Annotated in this window: 16 protein-coding genes and 5 tRNA genes; 4 read left to right on the top strand and 17 right to left on the bottom strand. The window is 38.2% G+C overall.

Annotation, left to right across the window (positions count from 1 at the left end; all coding sequences use genetic code 11):
* Window positions 1–45: 45 nt before the first annotated feature.
* Window positions 46–3855, bottom strand: a complete 3810-nt coding sequence (gene rpoB, locus JWR61_RS12530) for a DNA-directed RNA polymerase subunit beta (RefSeq protein WP_301928137.1) — start codon at window positions 3853–3855, stop codon at window positions 46–48.
* 419 nt (window positions 3856–4274) lie between these two features.
* On the opposite strand from rpoB, the gene JWR61_RS12535 reads away from it, so the two are divergent.
* Window positions 4275–5135, top strand: a complete 861-nt coding sequence (locus tag JWR61_RS12535) for a T9SS type A sorting domain-containing protein (protein ID WP_301928138.1) — start codon at window positions 4275–4277, stop codon at window positions 5133–5135.
* 78 nt (window positions 5136–5213) lie between these two features.
* Here the strand turns inward: JWR61_RS12535 and rplL are convergent, their stop codons facing one another.
* The 15 genes from rplL to rpsU all read right to left on the bottom strand — a co-directional run bounded on the left by rplL (window position 5214) and on the right by rpsU (window position 12524).
* Window positions 5214–5585 carry a 50S ribosomal protein L7/L12 gene (gene rplL, locus JWR61_RS12540; RefSeq protein ID WP_301928216.1) on the bottom strand — a complete coding sequence of 124 codons (372 nt, stop codon included), beginning with the start codon at window positions 5583–5585 and terminating at the stop codon, window positions 5214–5216.
* Between the two features lie 126 nt (window positions 5586–5711).
* Window positions 5712–6299 carry a 50S ribosomal protein L10 gene (gene rplJ / locus JWR61_RS12545; protein ID WP_301928139.1) on the bottom strand — a complete coding sequence of 196 codons (588 nt, stop codon included), beginning with the start codon at window positions 6297–6299 and terminating at the stop codon, window positions 5712–5714.
* Window positions 6300–6346: 47 nt separating this feature from the next.
* A complete protein-coding gene (gene rplA, locus JWR61_RS12550) occupies window positions 6347–7036 on the bottom strand; it encodes a 50S ribosomal protein L1 (protein ID WP_290336140.1) in 690 nt (229 codons plus the stop codon).
* Window positions 7037–7061: 25 nt separating this feature from the next.
* On the bottom strand, window positions 7062–7505 hold the full coding sequence (gene rplK / locus JWR61_RS12555) for a 50S ribosomal protein L11 (protein ID WP_290336141.1): 444 nt from the start codon (window positions 7503–7505) through the stop codon (window positions 7062–7064).
* A 199-nt stretch (window positions 7506–7704) separates the two neighbouring features.
* Entirely contained in the window at window positions 7705–8289 is a 585-nt protein-coding gene (nusG, locus tag JWR61_RS12560; protein ID WP_290336142.1) for a transcription termination/antitermination protein NusG, read from the bottom strand.
* A gap of 2 nt (window positions 8290–8291) precedes the next feature.
* Window positions 8292–8492 (bottom strand): preprotein translocase subunit SecE, encoded by a 201-nt coding sequence (gene secE / locus JWR61_RS12565; protein ID WP_290336143.1) that lies wholly within the window; start codon window positions 8490–8492, stop codon window positions 8292–8294.
* 100 nt (window positions 8493–8592) lie between these two features.
* A tRNA-Trp gene (locus JWR61_RS12570) sits at window positions 8593–8664 on the bottom strand.
* Between the two features lie 70 nt (window positions 8665–8734).
* A complete protein-coding gene (tuf, locus tag JWR61_RS12575) occupies window positions 8735–9922 on the bottom strand; it encodes an elongation factor Tu (RefSeq protein ID WP_290336144.1) in 1188 nt (395 codons plus the stop codon).
* Window positions 9923–10093: 171 nt separating this feature from the next.
* Window positions 10094–10165: transfer RNA gene (locus JWR61_RS12580), tRNA-Thr, on the bottom strand.
* Between the two features lie 27 nt (window positions 10166–10192).
* Window positions 10193–10265, bottom strand: a tRNA-Gly gene (locus JWR61_RS12585).
* Between the two features lie 113 nt (window positions 10266–10378).
* Window positions 10379–10461, bottom strand: a tRNA-Tyr gene (locus JWR61_RS12590).
* 44 nt (window positions 10462–10505) lie between these two features.
* A tRNA-Thr gene (locus JWR61_RS12595) sits at window positions 10506–10578 on the bottom strand.
* Window positions 10579–10861: 283 nt separating this feature from the next.
* Window positions 10862–11161 (bottom strand): HPF/RaiA family ribosome-associated protein, encoded by a 300-nt coding sequence (locus JWR61_RS12600; protein WP_290336145.1) that lies wholly within the window; start codon window positions 11159–11161, stop codon window positions 10862–10864.
* 197 nt (window positions 11162–11358) lie between these two features.
* Complete coding sequence (locus JWR61_RS12605; RefSeq protein WP_301928140.1) at window positions 11359–12261, bottom strand: tyrosine-type recombinase/integrase; 903 nt, start codon at window positions 12259–12261, stop codon at window positions 11359–11361.
* 65 nt (window positions 12262–12326) lie between these two features.
* Entirely contained in the window at window positions 12327–12524 is a 198-nt protein-coding gene (rpsU, locus tag JWR61_RS12610) for a 30S ribosomal protein S21 (protein WP_290336147.1), read from the bottom strand.
* 98 nt (window positions 12525–12622) lie between these two features.
* On the opposite strand from rpsU, the gene JWR61_RS12615 reads away from it, so the two are divergent.
* Window positions 12623–13210 (top strand): riboflavin synthase, encoded by a 588-nt coding sequence (locus JWR61_RS12615; RefSeq protein WP_301928141.1) that lies wholly within the window; start codon window positions 12623–12625, stop codon window positions 13208–13210.
* An 86-nt stretch (window positions 13211–13296) separates the two neighbouring features.
* Window positions 13297–14214 (top strand): glycosyltransferase family 2 protein, encoded by a 918-nt coding sequence (locus JWR61_RS12620; protein WP_301928142.1) that lies wholly within the window; start codon window positions 13297–13299, stop codon window positions 14212–14214.
* Here JWR61_RS12620 and JWR61_RS12625 read toward each other — a convergent pair whose 3' ends face one another.
* Window positions 14215–14913: a class I SAM-dependent methyltransferase gene (locus tag JWR61_RS12625; protein ID WP_301928143.1), complete on the bottom strand. Its 699-nt coding sequence runs from the start codon at window positions 14911–14913 to the stop codon at window positions 14215–14217. It lies immediately after the preceding gene.
* A gap of 28 nt (window positions 14914–14941) precedes the next feature.
* Here JWR61_RS12625 and JWR61_RS12630 point away from each other — a divergent pair, with 28 nt between their 5' ends.
* Window positions 14942–17041: a hypothetical protein gene (locus JWR61_RS12630; RefSeq protein ID WP_301928144.1), complete on the top strand. Its 2100-nt coding sequence runs from the start codon at window positions 14942–14944 to the stop codon at window positions 17039–17041.
* Window positions 17042–17357: the final 316 nt, after the last annotated feature.

Consider the following 17357-nt stretch of genomic DNA (forward strand, 5'->3'; position numbering starts at 1 on the left):
GTCAATGGTGAAATATTGACTATTCACCATTGACCATTGAGTATATTATTCGAAAGTTAAGTCTAATCCTAAACCTCTTAATTCATGAACCAATACATTGAATGACTCCGGAACACCTGGCCTTGGAATATTTTCACCTTTCACAATTGCTTCGTAAGTTTTAGCCCTTCCGATGATATCATCCGATTTAAGCGTCAACAATTCCTGCAATATGTTAGAGGCTCCGTATGCTTCCAGTGCCCAAACCTCCATCTCACCAAATCTTTGTCCACCGAACTGAGCTTTACCACCCAAAGGCTGCTGAGTGATCAAACTGTATGGTCCGATTGAACGGGCATGCATTTTATCATCCACCATATGATGTAGTTTAATGATGTAGATAATACCCACCGTTGCTTTCTGATCAAAACGATCACCAGTTTCTCCATCATATAAATAAGTATGTCCGAAAGTTGGCAGGTTAGCATCTTTAATGTATCCGGCAATCTGGTCTACACTTGCACCATCAAAAATTGGCGTTGCAAACTTTACACCCAGCTTTTCACCGGCCCAACCCAATACTGTTTCATAAATCTGTCCAAGATTCATACGACTAGGTACGCCCAATGGATTTAATACGATATCAACCGGAGTTCCATCCTCTAAGAAAGGCATATCTTCCTGACGAACAATCTTGGCAACAATACCTTTATTACCGTGACGTCCCGCCATCTTATCTCCCACTTTCAGCTTGCGTTTTACAGCTAAGTAAACCTTCGCTAATTTCAATACGCCTGCCGGTAATTCATCACCAATACTAATGTTGAATTTCTCTCTCTTATAACGGCCTAACTCTTCGTTGAACTTGATACTATAGTTGTGCAGTAATACGTTGATCAGATCATCAGTTTTTGCATCACCTGTCCATCCCAAAGGATTCACGTTCAGGTAATCAATATTGGATAAATTCTTTTGATTGAACTTAGCTCCTTTGCCAATCAATGTTTCACCAAAATTGTTGCTAACACCTGCAGAACTCTTTTCTTTCAATAAAGTCTGCAGTTTATTAACGAGCATTTCCAGGATGTCATTTTCATTCTTCTCATGCGTTTTCTCAATCTTATCCAAACTTGCTTTCTCTCTTACTTTCGCATTCTTATCCTTTTTGGCACGCTGGAATAATTTCTTATTAATTACAACACCTTCTGTTCCACTTGGCGCTTTCAAAGAAGCATCTTTAGCATCACCTGCTTTATCTCCGAAGATAGCACGCAACAACTTCTCTTCAGGAGTTGGATCACTTTCACCTTTTGGAGTAATTTTTCCAATGATGATGTCACCTTCTTTAATATGAGCTCCGATACGGATAATACCATTCTGATCCAGATCTTTGGTAGCTTCTTCACTAACGTTCGGAATATCCGGAGTTAGTTCTTCTTCACCCAATTTAGTATCACGAACTTCCGTTTCAAACTCACTGATATGGATAGACGTAAATAAATCTTCTTTAACTACCTTCTCAGAAATCACGATCGCATCTTCAAAGTTATACCCTTTCCATGGCATAAATGCCACTTTCAGGTTACGGCCCAATGCCATTTCACCACCTTTGGTTGCATATCCTTCGGTTAAGAAATCGCCTTCAACCACCTTCTGTCCTTTAACAACAGCCGGACGTAAGTTGATACATGTTTCCTGGTTGGTGCGGATAAATTTAGTTACTTTATATATCTTCAGATCATCTTCAAAGCTAACCAGCTGCTGCATTTCACTGCGGTTGTAACGAACATGAATTTCATTACCATCCACATACTCCACAACGCCGGTTCCTTCAGCATGTAACTGAATCCTTGCATCACGGGCTGCTTTTCCTTCCAAACCAGTACCTACAATCGGAGATTCCAAACGAATCAACGGTACGGCTTGACGTTGCATGTTTGATCCCATCAACGCACGGTTAGCATCATCATGCTCAAGGAATGGAATCATAGAAGCACTTAAACCAACGATCTGGTTTGGCGCCACATCCATGTATTCTACTTCATGTTTATCTAAGATCGGGAAATCACCCGTCTGGCGGCTCTTGATCTTATCTTCAATAAAGTTTCCTTTTTCATCCATATCAATATTTGCCTGAGCAATCTTCGCAGTATCTTCTTCTTCCGCACTCAGGAAAATAGTTTTTTTCATATCCACTTTACCGTCGGTTACTTTGCGGTAAGGTGTTTCAATAAAGCCCATGTCATTGATCTTGGCATGTACACAAAGTGTAGATATCAAACCAATGTTGGGTCCTTCAGGAGTTTCAATTGTACAAAGACGGCCATAGTGAGAGTAGTGAACGTCACGCACCTCAAAACCAGCTCTTTCACGACTTAAACCGCCCGGTCCAAGTGCGGAGATACGACGCTTATGCGTGATCTCACTTAAAGGATTGGTTTGATCTAAGAACTGAGATAACTGCGATGTACCAAAAAATGAATTGATAACTGAAGACAATGTTCTTGCATTGATCAGATCAACCGGAGTAAATACTTCATTATCACGAACGTTCATTCTTTCACGGATGGTACGGGCCATACGGGCCAGACCAACACCGAACTGAGCATATAACTGCTCTCCCACTGTACGTACACGACGATTGCTTAAATGGTCAATATCATCTACTTCACTTTTACCATTGGTTAATTGCACCAGTGTTTTAATGATGGCGATGATATCGTCTTTAGTCAATACCTTCTTTTCAATCGGGAAATTCAGCCCTAAGCGACGGTTGATCTTATAACGACCAACTTCACCAAGATCATAACGTTTATCACTGAAGAATAATTTATCAATGATACCGCGTGCTGTTTCATTATCCGGAGCATCCGCACCGCGTAACTGACGGTAAATATGCTGTACGGCTTCCAGTTCACTGTTAGAAGTGTCCTTATTTAAGGTATTGTAAATAATCGCATAGTCACCACTCACCTCTTCTTTTTGAACAAACACACTCTTCACATCCATGTCAGCAATCATATCAATATTGCTTTCATCCAATACCGTATCACGTTCTAACACAATTTCATTGCGCTCGATACTTACTACTTCACCGGTATCTTCGTCTACAAAATCTTCAACCCATGTACGCAATACACGGGCAGCAAGCCTTTTGCCTATATATTTTTGTAAAGACTTTTTATCAACTTTTACTTCATCGGCCATACCGAACAATTCCAGAATATCTTTGTCAGTTTCAAAACCGATAGAACGTAACAAAGTTGTTACCGGGAATTTCTTCTTACGATCGATATATGCATACATTACATTGTTGATGTCTGTTGCAAACTCCATCCAGGCTCCCTTGAAAGGAATTACCCTGGCAGAGTAAATTTTTGTTCCGTTTGGATGAACAGATTGTCCGAAGAATACACCAGGGGACCTGTGCAACTGGGATACTACTACCCTTTCAGCACCATTGATAACAAAAGTACCGCGAGGAGTCATATAGGGAATGTTGCCCAAAAACACATCCTGAACGATGGTTTGAAAGTCTACGTGTTCTTCATCATTGCAGCTCAATCTTAATTTTGCTTTTAATGGAACAGCGTAAGTTAAACCTCTTTCAATACACTCATCAATGGTGTAGCGTGGGGGATCTACGAAATAGTCTAAAAACTCCAGTACAAAGATATTTCGTGTATCAGTAATAGGAAAATTTTCCTTAAATACACGGAACAGTCCTTCATTGTTACGCTTATCGGGCGTAGTTTCCAACTGAAAGTAATCTTTAAACGACTGAATCTGAATTCCGAGCAAATCGGGCTGTTCTGCCAGAAGTTCAACTTTTCCGAAATTGATACGCTGGGCAGCGGGTGATTTTGTTGCAGACATATTGTAATTAAAACGTTTTAAAGCTGAGAAGGTTCTCTATTTTCAGGCTAAATAGAACTAATGCCACTAACCCGAAATTAAAGGATGGCAAATGTACGACATACTATTCAATTACAAGCATATTGTCACCATTTTTTATACTTTCTGGATTGATTTTTGATAAAAGAGAGGGTTTTAACAATTTTATTGGGGAAATATTGTTTATCTCTTTTTAGTGATGGCCTGTCTTATTTTGGTTTCCCCAATTTATGCTTGTTTGCCGGGCTAATCCTCTCACATTTAAGACGCTGAATGTTGATTTTACATGCATTTTTCAAAATTTGCTGCGGGGTAGTATTTAATATACGATTAACTGCAAGTTTTTATACTAATAGCTGCCCCTTTAGCGTTAAGGCAGTACAGTCTCAATATCTTCTGACATGAAAAAATATTTTCTACTGGTTTTGGTAATAGCGGCCCTTTTACAGTCCGTAAAATCCCAATGTCCATCAGGAGCAGGTGCTTTTTTAAATGCTGATCCCAACTGTCCAAAAGGTTGTGGTGTGTTATTATATAACTGGCCGGAGGGGGTGACTGTATACATATTCAGGGCTACGCCTGTAAAAGTAATTGACTCAGTAAAAATTCCTGGTACGTATGGCGGACCAGGTAAGGGAAGTGCCTATTTGTGTGTGAATTGTAGTATTCCCTTGATTTTCGCCTCTATTACACCTAACGCTTCCAATGGCTGTGTAATTATAGGAGGTTTTACTACGCCGGTAAAGCTTACAGACTTGTCTTTGTCTACAAATGGCAGCAACAGCTGCCAGATAAAATGGACTACCTACAGCGAGAACCCCGGCACTATTTTTACCATTCAGCGAAGTTCTAATTCCCGCGACTTTAAGGATATCGCTTTGTTAACTGGTTATGGAAAAGCAACCAACAAATATTCCTTGACTGATAACAACATCGAAACCGGAACACAATATTTCAGAATCAAAATTACCGAACCCAGCGGAAAAATCAGTTACTCGGAAATTGCATTGATAAAAAATCAGGGTAATTTCGGCGCAAGCATTTACCCTAATCCTGCCGAAGGTGATTTTAAAATAACTATTCCTTCTCCATATTTACCGGCAAAGATTATTATCTACAATGCTGAAGGACAAGCAATATACACTGCTTCCACCCTGCAATCTTCTATGTTTGTAAGTCGCCGGTTTACAAAGGGAATTTATGCCGTAAGAATTACTGGTAGTAACAATGCTTCAATCACGCAGACTTTGCTGATAAAATAAATCCTGGCATTTTTTGGTCATTTCAAAAGAAAAAGCCGAAGATTTCTCTCCGGCCTTTAAACTATTTGTACATTAAACTTAAGCTACTTCAACTTCAGCACCTGCTTCAGTTAACTTAGTTTTCAATTCTTCTGCAGTTGCTTTATCAACACCTTCTTTAACTGGCTTTGGAGCTCCGTCTACTAAATCCTTAGCTTCTTTCAATCCCAATCCTGTTAATTCTTTAACAATCTTTACGATTGCTAATTTGTTAGGGCCGGCTGCTTTCAGGATAACATTAAATGATGTCTTCTCTTCAACAACAGCAGCTTCGCCGCCGCCTGCGCTTACAACAACTGCAGCTGCAGCTGGTTCAATACCATACTCTGATTTTAAAAATTCAGCTAATTCCTGAACTTCTTTTACTGTTAAACCTACAAGGTTTTCAGCTAGTGCTTTTACGTCTGCCATAATAGTTACTTTTTTCCCGCCTTCATTGTGTTTCACTCCGGCGGAGTTTAAAAAAAATTGTTTGTGCCTTTATTTATACCGTCCGGCCAGGTTAATTATGTAAATCCATAAAGGATAACTAATTTGTTAAGCTGTCGGAGCTTCAGGCGCTGCACTGTCAGCCGCCGGAGCTGCTGCTTCTGCAACGGGAGCTGCTTCAACTGCTACTTCTGCTTCCGCCGCTTTTGCTGCATCCTTATTTTGCAAAGCACCTAACACGCGCTGTATAGGAGATTGCAGCAATCCAATTACTTCGCCTATCAGTTCGTTCTTAGTTTTAATCTGGGTTAAAGCTTTTAGCTGGTTGTCGCCAACAAATACATCACCATTGATGAATGCAGCTTTCAGTTCAGGTTTTTCTCCTTTACTTTCTTTTCTGAACCCTGTTAAAATTAACGCTGGTTCTTTTGGATTTTCGCTGAAAAGTAATGCAGTTACATTATTTAAAGAATCAAATACACCCGCATATTTTTCACTTCCTAAACTTTCAAGCGCTTTCTTAATAAGCGTATTTTTTGCAACACGCATTTCAACCTGCTTATCAAAGCAATGGCTGCGCAACTTGCTGATCTGTGCTACCGTTAAGCTTTCTGTATTGGTAACGTAAAAATTATTGTACTGGCTAAACTTGCCTTTCAGTACTTCTATTACGTCGTTTTTTTCCTGTTTTGTCATAACAAATATTTTAAGTAAAACCGCAGTGACCTGCCTTTTTACATTGATTAATTTTGAACAGATTTGGTATCAACAATAATACCCGGACTCATCGTGCTGGCCATGCTTACTCCTTTAAGATAAGTTCCTTTAGAAGTTGGTGGCTTCAGTCTTATAATTGCATTGATCAATTCCTGACTGTTTTCAGCAATTTTTTCAACACTAAAACTTACACGACCGATAGAAGCATGAATAATTCCTACCTTATCAACTTTAAAAGCAATTTTACCGCCTTTTACTTCATTTACTGCACCTGCAACGTCGTTGGTAACAGTACCAGTTTTAGGATTTGGCATTAAGTTACGTGGCCCTAACACTTTACCTAAACGACCTATCTTAGGCATTACTGCCGGAGTTGCGATAATTACATCAATATCTGTCCACCCACCTTCAATTTTTGCAATGAATTCATCCAAACCTACATAATCAGCGCCAGCGCCTTTTGCAGCTTCTTCTTTATCAGGTGTACAAAGCACCAATACTTTTTTGGTTTTACCTGTACCGTGAGGCAAAGAAACTGTACCACGGATAGCCTGGTCAGCTTTCTTTGGATCTACGCCCAATTTGATATGCAAATCAACAGAACTGTCGAATTTGGTTGTATTTATTTCTTTAACTAAACTTGAAGCTTCTTTTAAGGAGTATGTTTTATTAACATCAACCTTAGCGTTTGCTAATTTTCTTTTTTTAGTAATCATTTTCTAAAATTTTTGTGGTTGATAATTAATTTTCCCATGGAGCTTTTCCGTCAACAGTTAAACCCATGCTGCGTGCTGTACCTGCAACCATGCTCATTGCACTATTGAGGGTGAAAGCGTTCAGATCTGCCATTTTATCTTTGGCAATATCTTCTACCTGTGCCCAGGTTACTTTGCCAACCTTTACCCTGTTAGGCTCTTTACTGCCACTGGTAATTTTTGCTGCTTCCATTAACTGAACTGCGGCTGGAGGAGTTTTAATAATAAATTCGAAAGACTTATCAGCATAAACTGTGATAAGAACGGGAAGGATTTTCCCTGGTTTATCCTGGGTTCTTGCGTTGAACTGCTTGCAGAACTCCATGATGTTTACACCTTTGGAACCTAATGCAGGTCCGATTGGCGGTGCCGGATTTGCCTGTCCTCCTTTACACTGGAGCTTGACGTAGGCGGTAATTTCTTTTGCCATGTTTAATTTTTTTTGGTGATAACGTTGGGCCAATGAGCACAACTCCCAATTCAATAAATTCTATAAAGAACTATTTGGGGCGGCAAAGGTAGAGAATAATTTTTAATTATTGAACATCGTAAGTAAATATTATCATCCTTTAAAACAAAAAAGCTACCCAATTTAGGTAGCTTGAATATTGTTACATTATTTTATTTCATTAAACTATTTTCTCAACCTGCATGTAGTTCAATTCTACTGGTGTTGCCCGTCCGAAAATCTTCACCTGTACTTTTAATTTCTTCTTCTCATCATTTACTTCTTCTACCATTCCATTGAAATCATTAAATGGTCCATCGATAATTTTAATTGTTTCACCAATAATGAAAGGCTCGCTCATTGTCATTCCTCCACCTTCGCCTAATTCATCTACTTTACCCAGCATCTTATTAACTTCCGCTTTACGCAAGGAAATAATATTTCCCTTACTGCCTTTACCATCGGTTAAAAAATGCATTACGTTACTAATATTGCTGATGTGCTGCACCATATCATCGTTCAGCTTATTATCAGCCACCTCTATCATTACATAACCAGGATAAAAGTTTCTTTCCCTCATTACCTTTTTACCTGCCTGAACTTTATACACTTTTTCAACGGGTAAAAAAACCTGCTTAATAATATCAACCCATCCATTGCGTACGATATCCTTATCAAGGTATTCTTTAATTTTACGCTCCTTGCCACTTACAACACGAAGTACATACCACTTACTTTCCTTATCCTGTACGATAGTTTCTTCCATTGTTAGTTTGACTTAAATAAAGAGTAAATAAATTTTAAACTTCCATTGGCAACAAAATCCATTAAAGCCACTACAGCAGTAATTAATAAGGTAGCTCCAAGCACAACCATTGTGGATTGCTGTAACTGTTCCCAGTTAGGCCAGGTTACTTTTTCAACCAATTCCTTGTAAGAGTCTCTTAAATATGCTGTCAGCTTGTTCATAATTCCAATTTGAAAATTTGAAAATTACTCAATGTAAAATTAATTGCCCCTCAAACTGAGCCCTTTTCACATTGAGCAATTTTCGCATTAAATTAATTAGCACGGGCACTAGGATTCGAACCCAGATCAAGGGTGTTGGAGACCCGTATGCTAGCCGTTGCACCATGCCCGTATAAAGGAATTAGCTAATCAGCAAATTTGGCCGATTAGCTAATTCTATCTCAAAGATACTAATGATTATCTTATTTTACAATTTCAGTAACCTGACCAGCACCTACTGTACGGCCACCTTCACGAATCGCAAATTTCAAACCTTTTTCCATCGCAATAGGCTGAATCAACACAACATTCAATGAAGTGTTATCGCCAGGCATAACCATTTCAGTACCAGCATTCAAAGTAACTTCACCAGTTACATCCGTAGTACGGAAATAGAACTGAGGACGATATTTGTTGAAGAATGGAGTATGACGTCCACCTTCTTCTTTGCTCAATACATAAACTTCGCCTTTGAATTCAGTGTGCGGAGTAATAGAACCTGGTTTGCAAAGCACCATACCACGACGGATTTGAGTTTTTTCAATACCACGTAATAAAAGACCTGCATTATCACCGGCCTCACCTTCGTCCAGTAATTTCTTAAACATTTCAACACCAGTACAAGTAGAAGTCAGTGCTTTTTCCATTAAACCAACAATTTCAACTGGTTCACCAACCTTGATACGACCTCTTTCGATACGACCAGTAGCAACTGTACCACGACCAGTGATAGAGAATACGTCCTCAACACTCATCAGGAATGGCAAGTCAACTAATCTTGGAGGTAAAGGAATATAGCTGTCAACTGCATCCATCAACTCATTGATTTTTGCAACCCATTTTTCATCACCGGCCAAAGCACCAGTTGCAGAACCCTGAATAATTGGTGTGTTATCGCCATCAAAACCGTAAGAAGTTAACAACTCACGGATCTCCATTTCAACCAATTCCAATAATTCAGGATCATCTACCAGATCAACCTTGTTCATAAAAACAACAATTTGAGGTACACCTACCTGGCGGGCCAACAAGATGTGTTCTTTAGTTTGAGGCATTGGTCCGTCAGTAGCAGCAACTACCAGGATAGCACCGTCCATTTGCGCAGCACCAGTGATCATGTTCTTTACATAATCAGCGTGACCCGGACAGTCAACGTGTGCATAGTGACGTGTATTGGTAGCATACTCAACGTGTGCTGTATTAATTGTAATACCCCTTTCTTTTTCTTCAGGAGCACCATCAATATCATCATAATTTTTTTTCTCCGCTAAACCTCTTTTTGACAAAACATCGGTTATAGCGGCTGTTAGTGTTGTTTTACCATGATCCACGTGACCGATAGTACCAACGTTTAAGTGGGGTTTATCCCTCTTGAAAGATTCTTTTGCCATTGTTTAATTTTTAATAATTGTTTTGAAAATTGGTTTTCATTTATTGTCTGTAACCATCGACCTTATTAATTTACTTCTATCTTCCCTGTACCATTCAATATTTTTAGCGCCTTGAGCAATCATCTCATTATTGAGCTACTTGTTCCTAACTTTCCAAATATCTTCTTTTAGAGCCGTTGGTGAGAATCGAACTCACGACCTCTTCCCTACCAAGGAAGTGCTCTACCCCTGAGCTACAAAGGCTTAAACCATTGCCCCAAGGCAACAAAGAGCGGAAGACGAGGCTCGAACTCGCCACCTATAGCTTGGAAGGCTATCGCTCTACCAAATGAGCTACTTCCGCTTAAAAATGTGTTTATACAATTCATTAAATGAAGAAATAAAGAACACTCCAAAAATTAAAAGAACTTAAAATTAGCTGATCAGCCCATTGGCTAACCAGCTAATTTTTAAAAGTGGGCAGAGTAGGGTTCGAACCTACGTACACTTACGTGAACAGATTTACAGTCTGTCGCCTTTAACCACTCGGCCATCTACCCAAAAAAACAAGAAATATAATTTTCAATATATTTCAACGGTTCAGAGCCGAAAACTGGAGTCGAACCAGCGACCTACTGATTACAAATCAGTTGCTCTACCAACTGAGCTATTTCGGCGTTTTTCACCATTAACAACCATTGATAGAATGTGGGGCATTCGACCTTTCCGATTGGTACCGGCGATGCTCTATCAACGGAGTTGTTTTGGTTTATTTATTTAAAGAACTTTTTCAAAAATATCACTGCTGTGTTGCATTACTATTTTTGGGATGGCAAAGGTAAGTATATTTGATTAATACAAAAACTTTGTAAAAGATTTTTTTACACTTTAAAAATAAAAATGTGCATAAGCGCAAAAGACAATAAAAAAACCCCCGTTTTTCGGGGGTTTTATATCTGTTTAAGCTGCGAGCTTTTCTTTTTTTCGTTTTATCTGTAATATCACAGAATCCAACGCTTCATCAAAACTTTCTTCAAACGATTTGGAGGAATGCTTAACAAAAAAATCATACTTTGGAACATGCACTTTTATTTCAGCTACTTTATCCTTAATCGTGTGTACAACATTGTCTAGTTTTAAATACACATCAACTTTTGTAATCCTGTCATGAACTTGTAAAAGCTTGGAAAGCTTTTTTTCAATATAGGATTTCAATTTTACATCTGCGTCAAAATGCACAGTCTGAATGTTTACGTTCATAGCAATCTAATTTTTAATCAGTGAACAAATATGTGAAAAAATTCGGGTAAACAATTAACTCATAGGCGAAAGTTACAGGGGTTTAAGTGAGGTTATTTTTCAAATTCAAGTTAGTTCTTGCGGGTGTAAATTCCAAAATAAATCTCTGTTGTTTTGTAAAACTTATAACCTGCTGTTTTATTGTTCAATATCCAGATTTAAGCCTTCGGATGCGCTTTTTTATATACCTCTTTTAATTTTTCAATCGTGTTATGCGTATAGACCTGGGTTGCGGCCAGGCTGCTATGTCCCAGCAATTCCTTAACCGCATTTATATCAGCACCATTATTCATTAAATGGGTGGCAAAAGTATGGCGCATCACGTGCGGACTTTTCTTATCTATTGTTGTAACGCCGGACAGATATTTTTTCACCACACTGTATACATATTTGGGATACAATTTTTTCCCTTTCTCATTTACCAGCAGTACATCCGTATCAGTCCCCTGTAAATTTGCTTTTTTGTCGGTGATGTAGCTTTTGATTATTTGCGAGAGCTGACTGCTTACCGGCAATATCCTTTCTTTGTTGCCTTTCCCCAATACTTTAATGGTATTATTTCCTGCATCAATATGGGCCATCCTGAGACTGATGAGTTCCGCTTGCCTGATACCAGTATTGTACAATAAGTGAAATATCAGGCGATCAGTTTTCCCATTCCAGTCATCGGGAAATTCCAGGTAATTAAACAAAGTTCCCGTATCTGCTTCTGCGACAAACTGGGGCAATCTCTTCTTGACTTTGGCGGAAACAATGGTAGCCATTGGACTTTTTTGCAGGGCGCCTTCTTTTAGCTGGTATTTAAAAAAAGATTTCAGGGATGATATCTTACGGTTGATAGTTTTTGAATCTACTCCTTTCTCTTTCAATGATGCCAGCCAGCTGCGTACAAAAGATGATGTGATGTCGCCAATAGATTCAGCTGCAAATTGTAGCTGGATAAAATCAAAAAAACCGGTAAGATCATTCCCGTAAGAAATAATGGTATGTTGTGAATACCGTTTTTGAAACTTAAGGTAATCTAAGAAACCCTGTATATAAAATTGTTGATGGATGGGCATAAAAAAACTGATAACCAAAGTTACATGGTTATCAGTTTTAAAAATATCAATTATTGGTTAAATGACTAAACGTCTATTTTACCACTTGCTATGTTCTGTTTGTACACTGCTTTTAACACTTGTGTGCGGCGCCTGATGGATGGCTTGATAAAAGCCTGTCTTTCCCTTAACTGCAGCAACACGCGGCTTTTTTCGAATTTCTTTTTATACTTCTTTAACGCCTTGTCGATGTTTTCGCAATCTTTTGAATCTATTATTAACATTTGATATACCTCCTTTGGTAGTTTTTTTTAGAAGCGCAAAGATAACAGAATTATTTAAAATTCAAAATTCAAAATGATAAAAAAAGTATTTTTGATCCATGTTTACAGGAATAATAGAAACTACAGGCACAATAAAGCAAATTATTGCTTCAGGAACCAATAAAACATTCTGGGTAGAGTCGCCGGTGTCGAACCAGTTCTCAATAGATCAGAGTGTTACGCATAACGGAGTCTGCCTTACGGTAGAAGAGATTCAAAATAACACACATCGTGTGACAGCCATTGACGAAACATTGCAGAAAACCAATCTATCATCCTGGAAAATGAACACCACTGTAAATATCGAAAGATGTATGCAAATGAATGGAAGAATTGATGGCCATATCGTACAGGGCCACGTTGATACCATCGCCACCTGCATCAATACAATTGCTAAAGATGGCAGCTGGGAATACGAATTTGAGTTTGACCCGCAGTTTGGCCCGCTGATAATAGAAAAAGGATCCATTGCTTTAAATGGAACCAGCCTTACCATTTTTAATGTAACAAAAAATGGATTTACAGTAGCTATTATTCCCTACACTTATCACCATACCTGTATGCAGTACCTCAAAAAAGGAGACGCCGTAAATATTGAGTTTGATATGATAGGTAAGTATGTTAATCGCTTTTTACAATTGAAGTAATGTACTGATCCATAGTGAGATCTCTACACCTCTTTTAAAAATTAAATTCTACTTTTAAACTTCACCAAAAGTTTCTACACCAAAAAGTGACACTACTAAGCATCATCATTCCCGTTTATAATGAAGAAGAGAACATACATCTTTTGTGTACTGAACTGGTGCTTCATTGCGGAGGCGATTATGAGGTAATTTTTGTAAATGATGGCAGTACAGATAATACGCTGGCTGAAATTGAAAAAATAATCAATAATAATAAATGTTTTAAATGCCTTTCATTGAGCAGAAACTTCGGGCACCAAAATGCTCTGATGGCAGGTATGGCACACGCCGCAGGACAAAAAATCATAATCATGGACGGCGATCTTCAGCACCCTCCTTCGTTGATTCCGTTAATGGCGCGACAGTTGGATAATGGATTTGATTTAGTAGTAACCAAAAGAAATAAAACAGAGAATATAGGCCCTGTGAAAAAAATAATGGCCTCCCTGTTTTATTCATTTATCAACATTATTTCCGACACAAAAATAGAGGCCAATGTCGCCGATTTTAAAGCTTTTAATAGCAAAGTATTGACGAGTATTTTACAATTTAAAGAGAGAGATCTTTTTCTTCGCGGCATTTTTAGCTGGATTGGCTATAAAACTTCCACCATCAATTTTGATGCACCAGCACGAAAGTTTGGAAAGACGAAATATTCTTTTGGAAAAATGCTTAAGCTGGCATTAAAAGGCACTACCTCTTTCAGTTTTAAGCCACTTCGGGTGGCGTTGCTTGTGGGCAGTTTTATTTCGTTGTTTGCTTTTGCCTTTGGGGTTTTTGCCCTAATCTCCTACTTTAAGGGAAACACTGTACCGGGATGGGCATCCATTATTATTGCAATCATGTTCCTGGGTGGTACCCAATTATTGGCGATCGGTCTGTTGGGAGAATACATTGCCAGTCTGTTTACAGAAGCCAAACACAGACCGCTTTACCTGGTTGAAAAAAAATTAAATATTGCCTGATTACTTCAGCGCCCTTATAAAATATTGTCCACCTAACGGAAGCCATTCTAAATACTTCTCCAAAAAAATCATACCCGAAAATATTTTTTTCCTTGGAAAAAAAATGATGAATTTTTTACTTTGAATTTTGAATTTATTTTGACGAAGCAATCGCATGGCATAGTTACTTCGAAGCAATTTTGCATTTGAATCAAACATACAGGTATTTACTAAATGCCTTGTCAAAGGGTTTAATGGATTGTGTTCAAAAACATACAGCCGCCCTCCTTTCTTTAAAACTCTTGCAATTTCTTTTATAAGGGCATAGTGCAAACTAAATGCAACGTGATGCAACACACCGGCGATAAAAACTACATCTACACTTTCATCGATCAACGAAATTGCTGAGCCATTGTACAATGAGAAATTAACACCCGACAGATTCTTCTCTTTTGCTGCAACAATACTTTTTTCAGAAACATCAATACCTGCCAGCTGCCAGGCTGAAAAATATCGCTGCATAAATACTTCCGTTGTGCCATCACCACATCCAATATCCAGCACTTGCAGGTTTTCATTCTTTTCAAAAGGCCGAAGCATCCTTACTTTCATTTCCGCAAAATAAAAACTATCGGCACCTGCCAATTTCAAATTTTGGCTATGAATGTCACGGTAGTTATTTGCAAACTCATCGAAGTCATCAAAAGTTCTTTGGCTCATTTTTTAGGGAATTGTGTATTTTTAATCCATGCAAGTTTACGCAAATTCAAACTGGGCATCTTTAAAAAAGATTCTCTTTTTTTTTATTATTCTTTTGATTGCATTTTTACCCATCTCTTCTTTTTTATTTTTCTTAAAGAATGATGCTTTTGCAGGTTATTTCCCTCCCAAGTTTTTTATGAGCGAAAGTATTCATGCTGGCCATCTCCCACTCTGGAATCCATACATCAATTTCGGATTTCCCCAATACGGAGATATGAGCGGCGGATTTTGGAGCCCCATAACCTGGATAATCGCATCAACTGCCGGCTACAACGCATACACTCTAACGTTGGAAGTATTGTTCTATATATTGTTGGGTGGCATCGGCATGTATAAGCTAACTGGCTTTTGGAACATGGATAAAAGAGTACGTGAGATTGCGGGTGTAGCATTTATGTGCAGTGGTTATATCGTTGGCCACCTGCAACATTTTAATTGGATCAGTGGTGCTGCTTTTTTACCCTGGTGTTTATGGAGCTACCTTTCATTGCTTAAACAATTTTCAAAAAATCGCTTTGTACTGACTGTCCTTCTTTTTTATTTTTTGGTTTCATCTGCCCACCCGGGAATTATTATCAGTGCCATTTATTTCTTTTCGGCTGTGCTTGTTTTTTATATTATAAATAAAAGAGAAAATATAAATCGTACCCAACAAATTAAACAACTGTTCCTGATGCATGCTGGATTGTTGTTATTGTTTGTATTACTCTGTGCAGGGATGATAGCAGGGTACCTGGATATACTACCTTTTTTTGTAAGAGGAGAAAAGATTAGCGTGACGGCTTCTCTTGGTAACCCAACCAGTTTTCCAAGTTGGATCAGTGCCCTGCTGCCGCTGGCTACTGTAAAGAATGACAGCCTTTACCAGACTGACATTTCAATGCGTAATAATTATTTTAGTTTGGCACTTTTGTTATTTTTTCTGCAGGCCTGCTTTAGCAAAAAAAATAACTGGCAAAAGTTTTTACTGGTCGCCGGGGTTTTATTTTCTTTTTTATCAGCTGGTGGTATTTTTAAAACCTTTGCGTACAAATTCATCCCATTAATTGGCTATGTAAGATTGAATGGTGAATTTAGCATTTTTGCGCTCTTATGTTTTATCATAGTTGCTGCCATTCATTTAAATAAGTTTATTCAACAAAAAGAAAGTTTTTCCGGCTTTATACAATGGAGTTATTACGCGATATTCCTGATATTTATCGGCTGTATTTTTTGTGGTTTATACTTTGCAATAAGCGGCAAAGATTCTTTTGTTTTTGTTTTGAGCAGAATAACGCAACAGTATACACTTGCCGAAAAATTAAAAACACTTGTAGATGCCGTTAGTTTTTATGATACGCTTTGGATACAAGGCTGTATCCAGTTGATAATCTGGTTGGTTATCAGGCGGGCATTAATATCCCGTAATTTTAATTTGCTGAGATCATTGGTAGTAGCAGATTTGATAATTGCAAGTTTGCTAAACATTCCGTTTACGGGTGTAGGTAAAACTTCTGTTGCTACTATACAAAATCTGTTAAATCAATCCCCTCAGGGAATCCCAATTCCAATCCTGCAACCCATTAATAAAATTGATACGCTGCAGGTAAATGTAAAAGAAATAATCGGCGACTGGAGCATATACAACAAGCAAATCGGCGTAAAGGAAGAAGTTGCTTACCCCATTGTTTTAAAAAATATGCGTGCATATTTTGAAACGAATGAACGTTATCCTGGCCGTAATTTTTTAAACCATCCTTTCCTGTTTGTTGACGGGTCTCAAAATAGCAGGTCAATAGTTATACAATCTTTTGCTCCTGACAAGATCGCTTTAAGCGTCACAGCAGATAATCCTTCCAGCATTGTTTTACAGCAAAATTATTACCCGCATTGGTTCTTTAAAAATGGCCGGCAAAAAGGCTTGGTTGATAGTGCCGGAATAAATTTTATGAAAGCACCACTAAATAAAGGAGAAAATAATATTGTTTTTACTTTTGAACCCACTTTGGTAAAACGTGCGATGTTGCTAAGTGTCATAACATTTACTGCCTTGTGTTTGCTATTACTTTTACCGCTGCCATTTCAGCCAAACAAAAAGAAAACATGATTACATTGCTACAACCTTAATAAGCGGTTTCATCTGCAGGTTAGCTTTGATGCCTGAAAGTAGTTTTGTATCTATAATAAATTAGCTTTACACTATTGCATGTTGCGGTCGTTTTAATTATTTATTTGTGCGCCGGTGTTCATCATGTAAATTATTTTTCTATTCGGTTTCTGTAACAAAACTTCTTTATGTTTACTAACTCTAACGGTATTAACAGCTATGCTTTTTAATTCGCTTGAATTTCTTATTTTTTTCCCGCTCTGCACCATTCTGTACTTTTTAATCCCGCACAAGTTACGGTGGGCGCATCTCTTGC

It is taken from the genome of Ferruginibacter sp., assembly GCF_028288465.1.
Lineage (GTDB): Bacteria > Bacteroidota > Bacteroidia > Chitinophagales > Chitinophagaceae > Ferruginibacter.